Source organism: Halomarina ordinaria (assembly GCF_030553305.1).
Classification (GTDB): domain Archaea; phylum Halobacteriota; class Halobacteria; order Halobacteriales; family Haloarculaceae; genus Halomarina; species Halomarina ordinaria.
The window spans coordinates 106,310-123,713 of the sequence record NZ_JARRAH010000001.1 but is presented as its reverse complement, the minus strand read 5'-3'; the positions used below and the strand labels follow the sequence as shown (position 1 = coordinate 123,713).

Genomic DNA, 17,404 nt, shown 5'->3' with positions numbered 1-17,404 from the left:
TGGCCGGTCAGTTAAGTACGTTCTGTTCCACTGACGTGCAGTCCCCTGATGACCCGTCACACGGTGTCAGGCGGCGTGTAGCGGCCTTCGAGAATCAGTCGTCGGCGAAGGTCACGACAGTGAGTGGGCGGTCGCTCCGCGGTGGTTCGAGAACGCTCCGCAGGGTGGAACCCTCCTGCGGCGAACGGACCGTCGTCGGAGACGGGCGGTCTCGGTCTGGGTGTGCCGCGGGACGCGGAGCGGTCGCACACGAAATCGAGTGCCCGGCGTGTGAAACTCCACTGTCGTGGTCTCCTTCCTACCGGACACCTGATACCGTCGACCAGTCTAACATCAACGTATGGGAAGCGGCAATCGGCGGTGGGTCAGGAGAAAGGCCCGCGCGCCGCCTCGCTCCCCTCGACAGTGTCGGTGGCGCGACGTTTGGCGAGTGCGGTCCTGCCGACGGCGTACACCTGGACGAGCGCGAACGTCACCCAGAGGAGGTAGCCGCCGGGCGCGCTGCCGACGACGGTGGCGCTGGTGTGGAACGCGTCGACCCCGAGCGTCGACAGCGTCTGGTCGACCAGGAGGACGGTGAAGTAGCCGAAGAAGGCGGCCGCCCACCACATCACGACGAGTCGGGCCCACCCCGGTTGAACCGGTTCCGGGAGACGGACGGTGTTGACGAGCAGCGTGAGGACGATGTAGGGCCACATCATCATCCCCGACATCGCCCCGCCGACGACGAGGAGGCTGAAGGGGTCCTCGATGGGGACGGGCAGGACGAGGATGAACACCCCCCAGCCGGTGAAGACGGTCAGCAACACCCAGAACACCCGCGAGAGGCTCCACCCGGCCGCCCGCCCGTACCCTTCGTAGACGATGTCCGCGCTGTTGCGGACGAACGACTCGACGATGGCGAACTCGGTGGTGAACAGCGCGAGGAAGAGCGCGACGTAGAGGAGCACCCGTCCCAGGGGTCCGAGCGCGGGGACGACCTCGAGCAGCCACATGTCCACCGCGCTCGCGCGCGTACCGGGAGCGAGCGCGCGCGCGACGGCCATGAGCGCCGTCGCACCGACCAGGAGGCCGACGACGAACGTCAGGAAGTGTTCGAGCTGGGCGACACGCCACCAGGCGCGCCAGCGCCGGAAGTTCTGGCGGGTCCCCCGGAAGAAGAAGCCGTCGCGCTGGACCGGTTCGGGGTCGTCGCCGATGAGCGGGTTCTGTACTCGACCCTGGTAGCGCCCCATCCCGTAGCCCTTCTCGCGCACCCAGAGGCTCTGTGAGAGGTTGAGGTAGCCCCCCGCGCCGGCGTACGCGAGGCCACCGAGGAAGACCGCGACGTCACGGTCGGGCGGGAGCGTCCCGACGCTGAGCGCACCACGCGGGACGTTCGCGAGTTCGGCCACCGGCGCGACGACGGCGAACACCCCCAGCGCCGCGGCGAGTGCCAGCACGACGAGCACCAGCTGTAACCGCTCGACGACGTTGTACACCAGCGGCGTGAGCTGGTAGGTGAGCCAGACGAACACCATCAGGACGACGCCGAACGCCCGCCAGCCGACCAGCGAGAGGCCGAGACCGGGGAGCCGGTAGCTCCCGAGACCGAGACCGGCGGCGCCGATGCTCGCCGCGCTCGCGGCCCACCCGGGCCAGCCCAGACTCACGAACCCGGCGAGGAGGAAGACCCACGGCCAGCGCGAGTCGACCCGGCCGAAGGCGCGAAAGACGCTCTCACCCGTCGCGAGCGTCCAGCGCTGGACCTCCGTGTTGACGACGAACTGCGTCAGCACGCCGACGAAGAACGCCCAGTAGAGCGCCCAGCCGTTCTGGGCGACGAGCAGCGGCCAGAACAGCGTCTCGCCGCTGCCGAGGGAGGCCCCGAGCATGATGGCGCTCGGCCCGACGAGGTGACTCACCCGGGGGACCTTCGGGAGGTCCAGCAGTCGAAAGCGCCCGCCGTCGCCCGTCTCCGGCGCCGTCTCGTCCTCGGGAGCGGTCTCCAGGTTGTCGTAGGCGACGGGGATGTACACCGACCCGCGGTACTCCGCCGCCGCCTCCTCGTCGGCGTGGAGTTCGGACTCCTCGGCGTGGGGCTCCGCGTCGTCCGGGGGCGTGTTCTCCCTCTCCATCGCTCGTCAGTCCGTCCGCCGTAATCGCGCGCGACAGCGTCGGGCCGCCGGCGTTCTCGCGGGCGGGTCAGTGTCACGCCGTCGCGGTGAGTACGTACTCCGTGTGCGGGTCGGCAGGTTATACTTACCTGACTCGTCTCACCCGCCGAGGAAGTGCCAGATGTGCCCGCGCTCCTTGGGTGGGTCGACGCCGGGGAGGTCCTTCAGAGCGGGCTGGATGGCGTTCCACCACCCCTCGGCCGTCTCGTACCCCGCTGGATTCGCCGGGAAGACGTCCGCGAGGAAGTCCGACTTCTTCGCGCTCGGGTGGGCCTTCAGGTAGTCGTAGGCCGCCCGCAGCGCGTCGCGCCGGGCCGCGAGCGTCTCGCCGGTCCCCGGCAGGTCGACGCGCTCGATGGCCGTCTCCCGGGCGACGAGTTCCTCCGGCGACCCCCAGTCGGCGTCGTCCGCCGGGCGTTCGATGGGAATCCACCAGACCCGACCGCGCGCGCCCACCTTCCGCGTCGCGAGCAACCCACGGTCGACGAGGTCGTTGAGTTTGTTGTGCGCGGTCCGCCGCGAACAGTCGAGTGCCTCCATCACGTCGCTCGCGGTCAGCGGCCGGGCGAAGTCGGTGCGCTCCTCGAAGACGGTGAGCGCCGCCCGCGCCGGAATCCGGTCGGCGTACTGTCCGTGTTCGTTCCGCACGCGCTCGCCGGCCGCGTCGTCCATGCGCGCGGCGACGTGAGACACCAGGATAAGCCTTTACACACGACGGTATCGACCTGTACTCTCGTGTGTACCGACCAATTCACACGACTGTTGTGGTCCCCGTGTGCCGAGGTGGCGCGACCCGTGTGACAGGGTACGTAGCGTCGTATCGGGACGTTACGACCCGCTCTGTCACCCGTAAGGGTGACGTTTCGAGCAGCTGGTAACCCGACGCACGTCCGGCGGTTGTCGGTTCGACCGAGGGGGAGTCTCGTCCGCTCGCGAGTCGGACGGCGGGTTCCCCTCACCGGGCCGTCGTCCGGCTTTTTTCTCCCCGATAATCGCATATAACGTTAATTATAAATGGGTCAGGCGCTATGCCAGGTCCATGCCAGTCCGACAGAACCGGTTGGACGCGGAACGCAGGGAGGTGAGCGACTGTGGCTAGCGCAGTCGAGATTCTGATGGCGGTGTTCCCCCTCGCCATCATCGCGTATTTGATGGTGGGCCGCTACTGGCCCGCGACCCGGGCGATGCCCGTCGCCTGGCTGTCGGCTATCGTCCTCGCCTTCATCGGGTGGGGGATGACCCCGCGGTGGATCGCCGCGGCGAGCATCTACGGGGGAATCACGGCGTTGACGATCATCTACATCGTCTTCGGCGCCATCCTGTTGTTGTACACGCTCAAACAGACGGGCGCGTTCGACGCCATCAACGCGGGGTTCACCTCCATCAGCGAGGACCGCCGCGTGCAGGTCGTCCTGCTCGTGTTCCTCATGGGGTCGTTCATCGAGGGTGCCGCCGGGTTCGGGACGCCCGCAGCGGTCGTCGGTCCGCTGCTCGTCGGACTCGGCTTCCCGCCGCTCGCGGCGGTCGTCGTCGCGCTCACGGGGAACCTCATGGCCATCACGTTCGGTGCGGTCGGAACGCCGCTCATCGTGGGCCTCATCGACGTGTTCGAGAGCGCGGGCGTCGCCACCCCCGCGGGGGCGACCGTCCCCGAGTGGGTGGGCATCATCGCCGTCTGGGCCGCCTCGTTCCACGTCGTCGTCGGGATGTTCCTCCCGTTCATCGGCGTGGCGATGATGACGCGCTTCTTCGGCGAGGAGCGTTCCATCAAGCCCGCGCTCGAGGTCCTCCCGCTGACCATCTTCGCGTGGGCGTCGTTCGCGGTTCCCTACTGGTTGACCGCCTACTTCATCGGCCCCGAGTTCCCCGGCCTCCTCGGCGCGATGGGCGGGATGATCATCGTCGTCTCGGCGCTCAAAGCCGGGTTCTTCCACCCCGACGAGGACTGGGACTTCGCGCCCCAGTCGGTGTGGCCCGACCACTGGGTCGGCGACATCGAACCCGGCGAGACCAGCGACCGCGAGGGGACCGTCGCCGCCGACGGCGGGTTCGTCACCGACTCGCCGCGAGAGGCCGACACGATGTCCCTCTGGAAGGCGTGGGCGCCGTACGCGCTGCTGGCCGTGCTCCTCGTCCTGACGCGCGTGTGGGACCCCCTCACGACGTTCCTGAACTCGACGCTCGTGCTCCAGTGGGCGGACATCCTCGGGACGGGCGAGACGAACAGCCTCGAGTTGCTGTACCTCCCCGGCGCGGTGTTCGTGCTCGTGCACCTCGTGACGATTCCGCTCCACGGGATGGGGGGACAGCAGATCAAGGACGCGTGGTTCGAGACGATAGAGAAGGTCACGCCCGCGGTCATCGCCCTGCTGTTCGCCGTCGCGACGGTGCAGGTCATGATCCTCTCGGGCAACGCCGCGGACGTACCGAGCATGCTCGAGGTGCTCTCGACGACGACGGCGGACACCGCCGGAGGCATCTACCCGTTCTTCGCGCCGTTCGTGGGCGCGTTCGGGGCGTTCCTCGCCGGGTCGAACACGGTCAGTGACATCCTCTTCGGGACGTTCCAGTACAACGTCGCCCAGGACCTCGGCGTCTCCCGGACCATCCTCGTCGGCGCACAGGCCGTCGGCGGGGCCATCGGGAACCTCATCGCCGTCCACAACGTGGTCGCCGCGCTCGCGGTCGTCGGCCTCGTCGGCGAGGAGGGACGCGTCATCCGCTACGAACTCATTCCGCTCGCGTACTACGGGGTGATGACGGGGCTGTTGACGCTCCTGTTCGTCTACGTGCTGTTCCCCGGAACGTTCTGAGGACGCACACCGATTTTTTCACTCAGCGCGTCGCGCTGAGGTCGTACCACGTGTCGGAGGCCACCCACGCGCTGTAGCCGCTCGTGAGCTTGATTCGGGCGTTCGGGAGCTGCAGGACCTCGACCTCGCCGTCGGCGTCGTGTCGGTTGGTGCTCATTGGGATCACGTCTCGGCGGTCGGCGCCGGACACGACCGAGTAGAGAACGGAAACCCCCTTTGTTATCCCATGGTTAGCCTCGGTTCGGGGCCGGCCGCCCCCGGTCGACGAAACCGCACGGCGGCGACGTCCGGGGACACGGTATGGGTACATTACCGAATTTAATACAGTTTCTTATCTATGAATACTGTCGAGAGGGGAGTGGGGTGCCCTCTGGGGGTCGGAGACCGCACGGTGAACGCCAGCGAGAGTGTTCGTTTCGGTGTCACGAACAACAAACTTATTACATCTTATTTCCGGAACGTGAATATGTTCGACTCCACTACGTCCGTCGTCGAGGCGGTGGCCAAGGAGCTAGCGGTCGACCCTACTTCGCTCCCGCCGCTGTACGAGACCGTCGACCCGGACGCGCTCGACTCGCTCGCCACCACCGGTATCACGGTCAGGTTCACGCACGCCGGGTGCGACGTCCACATCGAGGACGGTATCGTGACGACCGAGACCCGGGCGGGGAGCTACACCGAGCGGGGCGTCTCCGCGACCGATTGACTGGTCGAGGGAGTTCGTCTCTGAAAACTCGTCCGCCACGGGATTTTACCGGTCTTAACGATACAGTCCGTCCGGTAAACGCCGTCGTACGCTCGCGTATTCCCCATGTAACTCAGTTGCATCCGTTGCAGACGCGGCTCATGGAGCCGTATAACGGCACACGCGGGGGCGTTCGGGGCCGGTATCGTTTCGGACCGTTGCACGGGCGCGCATCGAGCTACCTTGTATCTAACAGGTTCGAACGTTGTATTTTGAAGCCCCTATAGATGTCAGTAGCGGACATAAGCCACGACAACGCCGGAGACGGCCGCTAGAGGGCCCCAACTAACAATGACACTACCGGGGGAACGGTCAGCCGGCAATGACGCTCTTCGAGCTAACAGGATTCCAGCGCGACCTGCTGTACGTCATCGCAGGCGAAGGACGGCCGTCTGGACAGCAGATCAAGGACCGAATCGAGACCGACACGGGGACGGAAGTCACCCACGGGCGACTCTACCCGAACCTCGACACGCTCGTCAACAACGACTACGTCGAGAAAGGCCAGATCGACCGTCGGACGAACTACTACACCCTCTCGGAGAAGGGACGCGACGCCATCGGCTCGCGTCGACAGTGGGAGGACTCGTACCTCCCGGAGGAGCTCTGAACCCGGGAGACAGCCGCGACCGGTTCCCAGGTGTCGGCCCTCCAACGTCATCGACCGAAGAGCGACCGTGAGCGGGGCGCACGCCGGACAGGTGCTCACCGCGGGCGTCTCGATACACCTTCTCGTGATGGTGACGCTCGTCGACCGGCTCGCCGTCCTCCTGCGCGCGTCGTGTGGCCGCGATCGAAAGTTGACCGTCTCGCGTCGAGGGCGAGAGCATCCCGCCGTCACGTCGCTGGTCCTCCACGAGGCGTGGGGCGCGCTCACGGTTCGCGGCGTGGTCGCGGGACCGCGTGCGACCCCCGGTCGCTCGGCGGGGGCTCTCGGGTGTTTCGGCTCGGAACGCGCTCGGGTGCCCGTTCGTGGCGGCCGGTCGTCGTCCCACGGCTGGCTGCCGACGCGCTCCGCGCCGGACTGGTCGTCTCCTACCGCGCGCCGGCGCTCCTCTGGCTCGTTCTCGTCACGCCGGTCGGCGTCGCTCTGCTGACGACGTTCCCCCGTCGGGATGGTGCTCGCGGCGCGCGCAGGACTCGTCGACTACCCGGCGATGCGTCGACACTGACGGGTCACGGCGGTCGCCGCCCTCGCCGTCGGTTCGTTCCTCGGGTGCCGAGACTTCACCACATGGTCGTTCTCGGTCTCCCGCCCGCGGGTGCCGACGGCGTCGGTCCGGGGTCCTGTGGGACGGAGCGCTCGGCGGCCGGCTTCGGCGAAACGTGAGAGCGCAGGGGGGCTGAAAGGGGAGGAAGGGAGCCACCGGGCGGGGACCCCCACCGGAGACCACCGGGGTATCGCCGAGGAGCGCCATCCGGGTACCGTGAAAGGCCCGATGCTGAACCGGGTTCCGTGGTCAGATACCGGGCAATCAGTGGTATGGCATGTCACGACATAAACGTCGCGTAACGTCAAATCCCCGTTTCACTCTCCGGGCCGTGCCGGAACGGACGGTCCACACAACGTAAACTAACTATCGCGATACAGAATCCGGTAAGGGTGGTGTGGCGCCGAGGGTCGCGCGTTCCCCGACGAATACGCCGTCTGCGACTCATCGAGCGTTCCGCGAGCATCGCGGCTCGTTCGCTCTCGTCACGCTCTACGAGTCTTTGCCTGGTCGGTGACGGACCGACGTGGTGTCCCGGAAAGACTGCGGGGAGACCGATACGCTCAACTAGGCGCGCTCAGAGGTGTGGGACGGAAGCGCCGGGCGTGCCAGTTCGTCTATGCCACACTCGCGCACCCGCCGCTTCCGGCGCATCACGCGCCTCGTACCCGGTCGTGTGTCACTACCCGGTCAGCGTCCGGTGTCGACGTCCGCCCAGACGAGTCGGTGGTCGGAAGCCGTCGCGACGGCCGCGCCGAGCCCTCGCTTCGCGCAGTCGGTCGCCGGCCAGACGACCTTCGACCCCCGGAGGCCGAGGTCGGGCGAGGGGAGCACGTAGTCGATCTGGTCGACCGAGTCGAACGTCGCCTGCGGGTTCCCCCGCCGCGCACCGCCGGGACTCGTCGGGAGCCGGCGCGCCTCGAAGTCGTCGTTGTCGAGGAGGAACTTCGTCGCGGCGTCGTACGTCTCCTTCTGTCCGGGCGAGGCGTTCATGTCGCCCATGAGGACGTACGAGGCGTCGTCCGCGAGACCGCCCTGCACGCCGTCGTCGTCGTAGAGGTACTCCGCACCGGCGACGTAGTCGGCGAACAGGCGGACCTCGTCGTGACAGCGCCTCCCGTTGAAGTTCTCCGGGCCGTCGAACCCCGGCGGTGTCGGGTGGGCGAGCAGCGAGTGGACCGTCCGCCCGCCGACGTCGACAGGGACGTCGACGTGCGTCTTCGAGGAGAGGCGGAACACCTCGGCCTCCTCGTCGTTCAGGTAGAAGTCGGACTCGTCGTCGTCGCGGACGGCGAAGTTGTCGGGCATGTCGGTCCAGCGGAACTCCCGGAACGAACGCACCGCCGACTCCTCGATGGGGTAGCGACTGACCAGCGCGAGGGCGTACTGGCCCGGGAACAGTCCGAAGCCGAAGGCGTCGTCGCCGTAGGCCTGGCTGCCGGGGTCGTCGACCGTCTCGCCGTTGTTGTCGAGGTCGTAGCCGCTGTGGACGCCGGTGTTGCTCTCCGGCACGTAGACGTACTCGTAGTCGATGCCCGAGAGGCCCGGCGCCTGCGGGTCGGTCAGGTACTCCTCGACGAACGCTCGCGCGTTCGTCCGGTCGGTCCGTTCACCCTTCTGTACGTTGTTGACGACCTCGTTGAGCGCGAGGACGTCCGGACGCGCCTCCTGGACGACCCGGGCGGCGGCCGCCGCCTGTTCGTCTCCCGGTTCCTGGACCTGGTCGGTGGTCAGGTTCTCGATGTTGAACGCCGCGAACCGGACGCGGTCGGACGGCGTTCCAGTCGCCTGTCCGACCGCACCGTACGCCGCGAGCGACCCGCCCGTCGCCGCGAGGAACCCGCGTCGCGTGAGTTGCGTTGGCATGTTGCGGTCGGAGGTTTTTCTCCGGCAGGTAAGTGTGTTGTCTCATCTGTCGATACTGGTGAAACAGTGCTACGGGCGACGAGGTGCGTCCGAGTGCCGAAGTAGCTACGCCCGTCCGGCGAGAGGGGGGCGCATGGACCACGACACCGTCGACCGCGCGTTCCCCGAGCTGGCCGCCATCGAAGACGAGCACCTCCGGGAGGGCGTCCGTGAGGCCTGGACGCGGGCGATGGCCGACACGGGTGTCGAGGACCTCGGGGCCGTCCCGTGGTTCCCGCCGGTCCAGCGCCGACTCGACCTGCCCGACGCCACCCTCGTCGACCACGTCAGGGACGTGACGGCGGGGGCGCTCGCGCTCGCGGAGGCGCTCGTCGAGCGCGGGTACGACCTCTCGCTCGACACGGTGCTCGCCGGCGCGCTCGTCCACGACGTCTCGAAACTCTACGAGTTCGACGGGATGGCCGACACGGAGATAGAGCGCCTACTCGGTCACCCGCACTACGGCGTCGCCGTGGTCGACCGCGCCGGCCTCCCGGTCGAGATGGCTCACATCGTGCTCTCGCACACCTCGCGGACGACGGTCGACCCCGCCACGCTCGCCGCGAGCGTCGTCAAACTGGCCGACGAGGCGGCCGCCGCCGCGCTCCGCCTGCGGGCGGTCGACGACCTGCGCGACGCCTAGGCGCGAAAGGTCGAAACCCCTCCCCACCGTTCGACCACTCATGAGCGACGAGACCGTACTGGTGGCGGGCGCGAGCGGGCGGACCGGACGCGACGTCGTCGACGCGCTGCTCGACGCGGGCGTCGAGGTGCGAGCACACACGCGCTCGCCAGAGGAGGTGGAGACGCTGGAACTCCAGGGTGCGTCGGAGGTGGTCGTCGGCGACCTCCTCGACTTCGCGGACGCGCGGGCGGCCGTCAGGGGGGTCGACACCGTCGTCTGCGCCGTCGGGACGACCCTCGGCCTCGGTGCGCTCCGGGGCCCGCTCGTCGACGGCAAGGGCGTCATCAACCTCGTCGACGCGGCGACCGACGAGGGCGTCGAGCGCTTCGTCCTCGTCTCCGCCATCGGCGTCGGCGACTCCCGCGAGGGGATGCCGAGACCCTTCCGGGCGTTCCTCGACCTCTTCGGCATCGTCAGCGCGAAGGAACGGGCGGAGGCCCACCTCCGGCGCTCGGGACTCACCTACACCGTCCTCCGCCCCGGCGGGTTGACCGACGCCCCGGCGACGGGCGACGTGCTGGTGGGGGAGGGCGGAGACACCGTCTCGGGGACGGTTCCCCGGGCCGACGTCGCCCGCCTCGCCCTCGCCGCGCTGTTCACCCCCGAGAGCGAGAACCGCACCTTCGAGGTCGTGAGCCGGGCCGGTCGACGCGGCGACGTGACGGGCGTCGTCGAGGTGCCGTGGGAGACGCCGGACCCCGTCGCGAACCGCTAGCCCGTCGACCGACGGGTACGACCGGTCCCGGGTACGGTCGCGGCCGCCGTCCGCCACGTCGGGTCACCGACGAGCGGTCACCAGTACCGACAGTGGTACGTCACGTCCGGACGACCGTCCGTCGATGGAACACGCCCTCCACCTCTTCGGGGTCGTCCACCTCGACCGGCGGTCGAAGGTCGCGGCGGAGGTGACGTCGGCGCTCGACCGGACGGACGCCGACGCGCTGTTCGTCGAGTTCCCGGAGCGACTCGCCCCGCGGACGTTCGCCCGCGCGCTGGTCCGCGCGCCGGCCGCCACGCTCGGCTACCTGCTCGTCTCGCTCGTCGTGGTCCCGCTCTACCTGCTGTTCGCGCGGACCTACGGGCCGACCGAGTTCGCGATCGCGACCGACCTCGACCGTTCAGTCCCGGTCCACCACGTCGACCGGAGCCTGCTCGCGTACGGCGCGGACGCCGGCCTCGCGGCGAGCGCGGCGAACTGGCTCCTCGTCCTCGCGACGGGAGCGCTGACCCCGGTGAGCGCGGCGAGCGTGACGGTCGCGCTGCTCCTCGCCACGGCGCTCGTCGCGTTCGTCGCGCGGCGCTCGCGGCCGCTCGCCGCCGTCGTCGGCACGGCCGCGCTCGCCGGCGGGGTCGCGCTGGCCACGCTGGTTCCGCTCCCGACACCGGTCTGGTTCCTCCTGGCGACGGTCCTCGCCTTCGAGGTGCTCACGGTGCGCACGCTCGGCGCGCGGAACCGCCATATGCTCGGGCGCGTCGAGGCGCTCTCGGCGGCGGCGGGCTACGAGTCGTCGGTACTCCTGACCGGCCGGGCGCACCTCCCGGGGATGCTTCGCCTCGCGGTCGGTCCCGCGTCGGAACTCGACGTCCGCTGGGTCCACCGCTCGCGGTGGCTTCGCTCGGGAACCGTACGGCGCGACCCCGAGCCACCGGCGCGCGCGAACCGGCTGGGACGACTCGGAGACGTCCTCGGTCGCGGCGGCGTGACGACCCACCCCGCGGACGACCCACCCGGCCTCCCCGCCTCGCTCCGCCGGCGGGCGGCGGCGAGCGTCCTCGACCTCGTCGGACTGCCGGTGGTCGCGTTCGTCGCGGGCGTCGGCCTCGGCGTCGTCGGGGCCGCGCTCCCCGTCGAGGGAGCGACGGGAGTCGGCGTCGAGGCCGGCCTCCTGCTGGGCGGGCTGGGGTACTTCCCGCTGTTCGAGTGGTATCGCGGGCAGACGCCCGGGAAGGTCCTCCTCGGAATCGCCGTGAGCGACGCCGACGGGACGCCGCCGGCGCTCTGGCGGGTCCTCGTCAGGAACGCCCTCCGGCCGGTCGACTTCCTCGTCTGCTACGCCCTCGGCGCGCTGGTCGCGGGCGTCACGAGCGAGCGACAGCGGGTGGGCGACCTGCTCGCGGGGACGGTCGTCAGAGAAACGGTGAGTGGGGACTGAGGCGTCAGTCGGCGACGACGGGCGCGCGCGCGCCGACGTCGGTCATCGCCAGCACGTCGTCGAAGAAGCCGAGCGTGTCGTGCGGGCCGGGGTTGGCCTCGGGGTGGTACTGGCGGGTGATGACGCCGAGGTCCTCGCTCTCGAGTCCCTCGGGCGTGTCGTCGTTGACGTTCACCTGCGTCACCGAGAGCGGGCCGGGGTCGGCGACGGTGTAGCCGTGGTTCTGCGTCGTCATGACGACCTGTCCGGAGCGCAGGTCGCGGACCGGCTGGTTGACGCCGCGGTGGCCGAAGGCCATCTTCTCCGTCTCGCCGCCGAGGGCGTCGGCGATGACCTGCTGGCCGAGGCAGATGCCAGCGAGCGGTATCTCGCCCGCGAACTCGGTGACGAGCGACTGGGCCGCCTGGAAGTTCTTCGGGTCGCCGGGACCGTTCGAGATGAACAGCAGGTCGGGGTCGACCGCCTCGATGTCGGCGGGCGTCGCGTCGTAGGGGAGGCGGTGGACGGTCGCGTCGCGCTCGACGAGCGACTCCACGATGGAGCCCTTCGCGCCGCAGTCGACCAGCGCCACGTCCGCCCCCGCCCCGTCCGCGTTGTAGACGGTCGGCGCGTCCACGGACACCTGTTTGCCGATGTCGACGTGCTCGCTCATCCCCTTGCACTCGGCGAGTTCCGCGAGCGCGTCCTCGGGGGTGACGTCCTCGCCGGCGGCGATGCCGCACTTCATCGCGCCCTCCTCGCGGATGCTGGTGACGAGGTCGCGGGTGTCGAGGTGGTCGACGGCGGGGACGTCCTCGCTCGCGAGCCACTCGGCGACGTCGTCGGTGAGTTCGCGGGCGACGACGGCGCGCGGGTGGACGCGCTCGGACTCGAGGCGTTCGTCTCGGACGCCGTAGTTGCCGACGAGGGGGTACGAGAAGGTGAGGACCTGCTCCTCGTAGGAGGGGTCCGTGAGGCTCTCTTCGTAGCCCGTATAGGCGGTCGTGAACACCAGTTCTCCACGTGTCCGACCCGGGGCACGAGCACGCGCTTCGACAACGCGCCCGCCCTCGAGTGCAACGTAGGCGTCCATCGTTACGAACATCATAGGACTAACCCCGTATAACCGTTGTGTTCGAAGCCAAGTTACGAAATTCGTAATCGCCAAGTGCGAGGGGCGTGTACCGACGACCCTCCATGGACAACCTCGACCGGCGCATCCTCGACATCCTCCGGCGAGACGCCCGGACGCCGTACACGGAGATCGCGGCGGAGGTCGGTACGAGCGAGGGGACGGTCCGCAACCGGGTCGACCGCCTCGTCAGCGACGGGGTCATCGAGCGCTTCACCGTCGCCACGCGGACGGGGAACGTCAAGGCGATGATCGAGGTCGGCGTCGACGTGAGCGTCGACACGAGCGAGGTGAGCCGACGGATGGCCGAGTGGCAGGACGTCGACTTCGTCTGGCAGGTCTCGGGCGAGGAGGACCTGGTGCTCATCGTCGACGCGGCCGACACCCGCGGCATCAACGACCTCATCACCCGGGCGCGCGAGCAGGGCGAGGTCGTCAGCACGAAGACGCGACTCATCCTCGACGAGAAACTCGGGTGAGTCGACCCGCCCCGGGACACCGTTATCCCCGCCGGTGACGAACGCGCCCCCGAGATGGCACCGACGCGGGGGACGGCCGACCGTCGGGTCGGGGAGGGCAGTCGCGTCCTCGTCCTCAACCGGGCGAGCGGCGTCGCGGCCGCCGGCACGGCCCGCGCGCTGGGCGTAGAACGGGGGTTCGTCGTCCGCGAGGCGGACGGCGACGCCGTCGTCGAGACCGCCCGGGCGGCCGCCGAGGCCGGCGCGACGCTCGTCGTCGCCGGCGGCGGCGACGGCACGGTGAGCAGCGTCGTCCGGGGCATCGCCGCCGCCGACGCTCTCGACGAGGTGGTCCTCGGCGTCGTCCCCTGCGGGACGGGCAACAACTTCGCGGCCAACGTCGGTGTCAGGAACGTCACCCACGCCTTCGAGGTCGTCCGCTCGGGCGAGGAGCGGCGAATCGACCTCGGCCGCGTCCACGTCACCGACGCCGACGTCACCGACGAGCGCCCGTTCCTCAACTCCTGCGTCGCGGGGCTGACCGCCGACGCGAGCGAGCGGACGTCGGCGGCGCTGAAGCGGCGCTACGGGCCGTTCGCCTACGTCGCGACGGCGCTCGGCGCGGCGCCGACCTACGAGTCGCTCCCCCTGCGAGTCGAGGGGCCGAACGGCGACGCCTGGCGCGGCGACGCGCTCTGCGTCTTCGTCGGAAACGCCCGCGGTCTCCCCCGCGGGGGACGACTCCGACTGACGCAGGCGAACGTCGAGGACGGCCTGTTCGAGGTCGCGCTGGTGAGCGCCGCGCCGGCGCTCGAACTCGCCGGCGATGAACTGCTCCGGCGACTGTTCCGGGAGGGGACGGCCAACATCGAACTGCGCTCGCTCGCGGCCGTGAGCGTGCGCTCGGAGGAGGGGCCGGTGCGGTTCAGCCTCGACGGGGAGATGGTGAGCGCGAACCGCCTCGACGCCGAGACGGTCCCCCGGGCGCTCCGCGTCCGCGTCGGTCCGGGCTACGTGCCGACGCCGCGATAGCGCGTACGCGAGAGGAGTGGTCAGTCGTCCTCGCCCGGCGGGCGCCCGACGCCCGGCGTCGCCCCCTCGTCGGCCCAGTCGGGGCGCTGGAGGTGGCGTTTCTGCTGGTGGATTCGGTGGTAGAACCCGCGGATGAGGCGGTCCGGGAGTCGGTTGCCGACGCGCGGTTCGACTCGTCCCTCGCGGATGGCCGTGACGATGGCCCTCGGCGTGAGTTCGTGTGCGTCCACGCGCGTGTAGGCGCGACCCACCTCGACCGGGTAGTGGGCGTCGCTCCCGCCGACCAGCGGGAGGCCGTGTTCGTCCGCGAGCCGTCGCACCCAGGACTCCGTGCGCGGGTGCTTCCCGTTGACCTCGATGGCGTCGAAGGGGGCGTCGACGTCCCGGACCGTGCTGTTCCGGTAGGGGTGGGCGATGATGGCCGCGCAGTCGCGGTCGTGGGCCATCTCGACGACCGCTTCCGGAGAGAGGCGTTCCGGCCGGGAGAAGCGCGGCGGGTCGGGGCCGACGACGAGGACGTGTCCTCGCGTCGTCGTCACCTCGATGCCCGGGATGGAGACCGTGTCGCCGGTCGGGAGCGGTTCGTAGTAGTCGTGGTTGGTGAAGGCGACGCCGTCGAGCCCTCGCCAGCGCGCGCAGTAGTCGAGCAGGCGCGACCCGACGGGGTCGAAGGGCGTCGCTCGGGCGGTGAACCCGTGGAAGAAGCGAGTGTGCGTGTGCAAATCGAGCGCGAACACGACGGACCTACGAGCGGGTAGGACTTTGTCGTTCCGCCGAGAACGCGTCGCCATGCGCCACGACGACGGCCCCCCTGCGACCGACCAGCGTACCCTCGTGCTCAACCCGGTCAGCGGCGACGGGAGCCACACGGACCACGTCCGCGAACTGGCCGACGCTCACGGGTTCGACGTCCGCGAGACCGAGCGCTCCGGCGACGCCATCGAACTGGCGCGGACGGCCGCCGAGGAGGGTGCCGACCTCGTCGCCGCCTGCGGGGGGGACGGGACGCTCAACGAGGCCGTCCGAGGCCTGTGGAACGCGGACGCGCTCCCCGACACCGCCTTCGCCGTCGTCCCCGGTGGAACGGGCAACAACTTCGCCGGGAACGTCGGCGTCGAGGGCCTCGACCACGCGTTCGACCTCGTCGAGACGGGCGAGTGGCGCACCGTCGACCTCGGCCTCGTGCGCGTCGACGGGGGCGACCCCGTACCCTTCCTCAACTCCTGTGTCGGCGGGCTCACGGCGAACGCGAGCGCGAGCACGTCCTCCGAGCAGAAAGACCGCTTCGGCGTCCTCGCGTACGTCTTCAACGCGCTCCAGGAGATGACGGCCTTCGACGGCCTCACGCTCGACATCACGCCGGTCGGCGGCGGCGAGCACTGGCGCGGCGACGCCGCCTGCGTCCTCGTGGGGAACGGCCGACGGTTCCCGGCGGAGGGCGGCACCCAGGCGAACATGGAGGACGGTCACCTCGACGTGACCGTCGTCGAGGACTACCAGACGGTGGACCTCGCCGGCGAGGCCGCCGTCCACCGGCTGTTCGGCCGCGAGACCGAGAACATCACACGTCTCCAGGCGACCGCGCTCGACGTGACCGTCCGCGAGGCCGACCCGGTGACGTTCAGCCTCGACGGCGAACTCGCCACCGCCGCCGACCTCCACGTCGAGTGTCGCGCGGGCGTCCTCCGCCTCCCCGTCGGTGAGGCGTACGACCCCGCGCCGGAGTGACACGCGCCGGAACCCGAAGGGTCCTTAAGACGGCTCTCCGAGGGGGGGATATGAGCGCAGACGACGCGGACGCCGGCGGCACGCCGGCGTCGGAGCACGCGAACGCGCGACAGGACGTCATCGCGGTCGACGCCGACGACAACGAACAGGGTCTCGTCAATCGCCTCGAGGCGCACACCGGCGACGGCGTCCGACACCGGGCGTTCACCGCCCTCGTCTTCGACGCCGAGGGACGCATCCTCCTCGCCCAGCGCGCCGCCGACAAGCGCCTGTGGGACACCCACTGGGACGGGACGGTCGCCTCCCACCCCGAGCAGGACCAGAGCCAGGAGGACGCCACCCGCCAGCGACTGGAGGAGGAACTCGGCATCACGCCCGACCAGTACGACGACCTGCGGGTGACGGACAAGTTCGAGTACAAGCGCTACTACCTCAACGAGGGCCTCGAACACGAGGTCTGTGCGGTGCTGAAGCTCACGCTCGACGACGTCTCGATGGACCCGGACCCCGAGGAGGTCGGCGGTCTGCTGTGGGTCGACTACGAGCACCTCTACGAACACCCGCGGCTCTACCGACAGCTCCGCCTCTGTCCCTGGTTCGAGATAGCGATGCGCCGCGACCTCGGGTAACCCTGGCGACCGCGGATTCTGAGATACGCTCAAACCGTTGGGGGTCGTAGAGAACCCATGGCCACCGAGGTGTACGACCGGCTCGAGGGACAGGTCGCGCTCGTGACGGGAGCGACGCGGGGAATCGGGCGAGCGGTCGCGGCGGCGCTCGCCGACCGCGGCGCGACGGTGTACGCCGGGGCGCGCAACACGCGGGACGTCGACGTCCCCGACACGATTCCGGTCCGTCTCGACGTCACCAACGAGACGACGGTCGAGGACGCCGTCGAACGCATCCAGCGCACCGAGGGGCGTCTCGACGTCCTCGTGAACAACGCGGGCGTCGAGGGACCGGAGGCGCCGCTGCACCGCGTCGGCACCGACAGCATCGACGCCACGCTCGACACGAACCTCCGCGGACCGGTGCTCGTGACGAAACACGCCCTCCCGATTCTGCTCGACCGGAAGGGGGGCCGGGTCGTCAACGTCTCCTCGGGGATGGGCGCGCTCGGCGAGGGGATGAGCGGCGGGTACGGCCCCTACCGAGTCTCGAAGGCCGGCCTGAACGGCCTCACGACGTACCTCCACGGCGAGTACGGCAGCGACGGTCTCCTCGCGAACGCGGTCTGTCCGGGCTGGGTCCGGACGGACCTCGGCGGGTCGGACGCCCCCCGGTCCGTCGAGGAGGGCGCCGACACCGTCGTCTGGCTGGCCCGCTTCAAGCCCGGGAGCGAGAGCGGGCGGTTCTGGCGCGACCGCGAGGTCATCGACTGGTAGGACGAAGACGTGTCACAGTCGA

At 69.7% G+C, this 17,404-nt stretch carries 17 protein-coding genes; 11 read left to right on the top strand and 6 right to left on the bottom strand.

Annotation, left to right across the window (positions count from 1 at the left end; genetic code table 11):
* Positions 1 to 365: 365 nt before the first annotated feature.
* The gene (locus P1Y20_RS00645; protein WP_304446719.1) at positions 366 to 2,117 is read right to left on the bottom strand and encodes an Nramp family divalent metal transporter; all 1,752 of its coding nucleotides are present in this window, start codon (positions 2,115 to 2,117) and stop codon (positions 366 to 368) included.
* 138 nt (positions 2,118 to 2,255) lie between these two features.
* On the bottom strand, positions 2,256 to 2,828 hold the full coding sequence (locus P1Y20_RS00640) for an ArsR family transcriptional regulator (protein WP_304446718.1): 573 nt from the start codon (positions 2,826 to 2,828) through the stop codon (positions 2,256 to 2,258).
* Between the two features lie 419 nt (positions 2,829 to 3,247).
* Here P1Y20_RS00640 and P1Y20_RS00635 point away from each other — a divergent pair, with 419 nt between their 5' ends.
* Positions 3,248 to 4,969 carry an L-lactate permease gene (locus P1Y20_RS00635; protein ID WP_368662130.1) on the top strand — a complete coding sequence of 574 codons (1,722 nt, stop codon included), beginning with the start codon at positions 3,248 to 3,250 and terminating at the stop codon, positions 4,967 to 4,969.
* 22 nt (positions 4,970 to 4,991) lie between these two features.
* On the opposite strand, the gene P1Y20_RS00630 is transcribed toward P1Y20_RS00635, so the two are convergent.
* Positions 4,992 to 5,126, bottom strand: a complete 135-nt coding sequence (locus tag P1Y20_RS00630) for a hypothetical protein (RefSeq protein ID WP_304446717.1) — start codon at positions 5,124 to 5,126, stop codon at positions 4,992 to 4,994.
* A gap of 309 nt (positions 5,127 to 5,435) precedes the next feature.
* On the opposite strand from P1Y20_RS00630, the gene P1Y20_RS00625 reads away from it, so the two are divergent.
* On the top strand, positions 5,436 to 5,675 hold the full coding sequence (locus P1Y20_RS00625) for a HalOD1 output domain-containing protein (protein WP_304446716.1): 240 nt from the start codon (positions 5,436 to 5,438) through the stop codon (positions 5,673 to 5,675).
* Positions 5,676 to 6,036: 361 nt separating this feature from the next.
* Positions 6,037 to 6,324 (top strand): PadR family transcriptional regulator, encoded by a 288-nt coding sequence (locus tag P1Y20_RS00620; protein ID WP_304446715.1) that lies wholly within the window; start codon positions 6,037 to 6,039, stop codon positions 6,322 to 6,324.
* 1,291 nt (positions 6,325 to 7,615) lie between these two features.
* Here P1Y20_RS00620 and P1Y20_RS00615 read toward each other — a convergent pair.
* The gene (locus P1Y20_RS00615) at positions 7,616 to 8,791 is read right to left on the bottom strand and encodes an endonuclease/exonuclease/phosphatase family protein (protein WP_304446714.1); all 1,176 of its coding nucleotides are present in this window, start codon (positions 8,789 to 8,791) and stop codon (positions 7,616 to 7,618) included.
* 133 nt (positions 8,792 to 8,924) lie between these two features.
* On the opposite strand from P1Y20_RS00615, the gene P1Y20_RS00610 reads away from it, so the two are divergent.
* The 3 genes from P1Y20_RS00610 to P1Y20_RS00600 all read left to right on the top strand — a co-directional run bounded on the left by P1Y20_RS00610 (position 8,925) and on the right by P1Y20_RS00600 (position 11,668).
* Positions 8,925 to 9,473, top strand: a complete 549-nt coding sequence (locus tag P1Y20_RS00610) for an HD domain-containing protein (RefSeq protein WP_304446713.1) — start codon at positions 8,925 to 8,927, stop codon at positions 9,471 to 9,473.
* Between the two features lie 40 nt (positions 9,474 to 9,513).
* Positions 9,514 to 10,230 carry an SDR family oxidoreductase gene (locus tag P1Y20_RS00605; RefSeq protein WP_304446712.1) on the top strand — a complete coding sequence of 239 codons (717 nt, stop codon included), beginning with the start codon at positions 9,514 to 9,516 and terminating at the stop codon, positions 10,228 to 10,230.
* Positions 10,231 to 10,354: 124 nt separating this feature from the next.
* Positions 10,355 to 11,668 carry an RDD family protein gene (locus tag P1Y20_RS00600; RefSeq protein ID WP_304446711.1) on the top strand — a complete coding sequence of 438 codons (1,314 nt, stop codon included), beginning with the start codon at positions 10,355 to 10,357 and terminating at the stop codon, positions 11,666 to 11,668.
* Positions 11,669 to 11,672: 4 nt separating this feature from the next.
* Here P1Y20_RS00600 and carA read toward each other — a convergent pair whose 3' ends face one another.
* On the bottom strand, positions 11,673 to 12,740 hold the full coding sequence (gene carA, locus P1Y20_RS00595; RefSeq protein WP_304446710.1) for a glutamine-hydrolyzing carbamoyl-phosphate synthase small subunit: 1,068 nt from the start codon (positions 12,738 to 12,740) through the stop codon (positions 11,673 to 11,675).
* Positions 12,741 to 12,844: 104 nt separating this feature from the next.
* Between carA and P1Y20_RS00590 the strand changes: the two genes are divergently transcribed.
* Together P1Y20_RS00590 and P1Y20_RS00585 are read left to right on the top strand one after the other, a co-directional pair.
* Positions 12,845 to 13,258, top strand: a complete 414-nt coding sequence (locus P1Y20_RS00590) for an Lrp/AsnC family transcriptional regulator (RefSeq protein WP_304446709.1) — start codon at positions 12,845 to 12,847, stop codon at positions 13,256 to 13,258.
* Positions 13,259 to 13,312: 54 nt separating this feature from the next.
* Entirely contained in the window at positions 13,313 to 14,269 is a 957-nt protein-coding gene (locus tag P1Y20_RS00585) for a diacylglycerol/lipid kinase family protein (RefSeq protein WP_304446708.1), read from the top strand.
* A gap of 20 nt (positions 14,270 to 14,289) precedes the next feature.
* Here the strand turns inward: P1Y20_RS00585 and P1Y20_RS00580 are convergent, their stop codons facing one another.
* Complete coding sequence (locus tag P1Y20_RS00580; protein WP_304446707.1) at positions 14,290 to 15,006, bottom strand: PHP-associated domain-containing protein; 717 nt, start codon at positions 15,004 to 15,006, stop codon at positions 14,290 to 14,292.
* Positions 15,007 to 15,058: 52 nt separating this feature from the next.
* On the opposite strand from P1Y20_RS00580, the gene P1Y20_RS00575 reads away from it, so the two are divergent.
* Genes P1Y20_RS00575 through P1Y20_RS00565 form a run of 3 tightly spaced genes read left to right on the top strand, consistent with a single transcriptional unit; the run spans position 15,059 to position 17,382 of the window.
* Positions 15,059 to 15,997: a diacylglycerol/lipid kinase family protein gene (locus tag P1Y20_RS00575; protein WP_304446706.1), complete on the top strand. Its 939-nt coding sequence runs from the start codon at positions 15,059 to 15,061 to the stop codon at positions 15,995 to 15,997.
* Between the two features lie 50 nt (positions 15,998 to 16,047).
* Complete coding sequence (locus P1Y20_RS00570; protein WP_304446705.1) at positions 16,048 to 16,626, top strand: NUDIX hydrolase; 579 nt, start codon at positions 16,048 to 16,050, stop codon at positions 16,624 to 16,626.
* 57 nt (positions 16,627 to 16,683) lie between these two features.
* Positions 16,684 to 17,382, top strand: coding sequence for an SDR family NAD(P)-dependent oxidoreductase (locus P1Y20_RS00565; protein WP_304446704.1), 699 nt, complete (start codon positions 16,684 to 16,686; stop codon positions 17,380 to 17,382).
* The last annotated feature ends 22 nt before the right edge of the window (positions 17,383 to 17,404 follow it).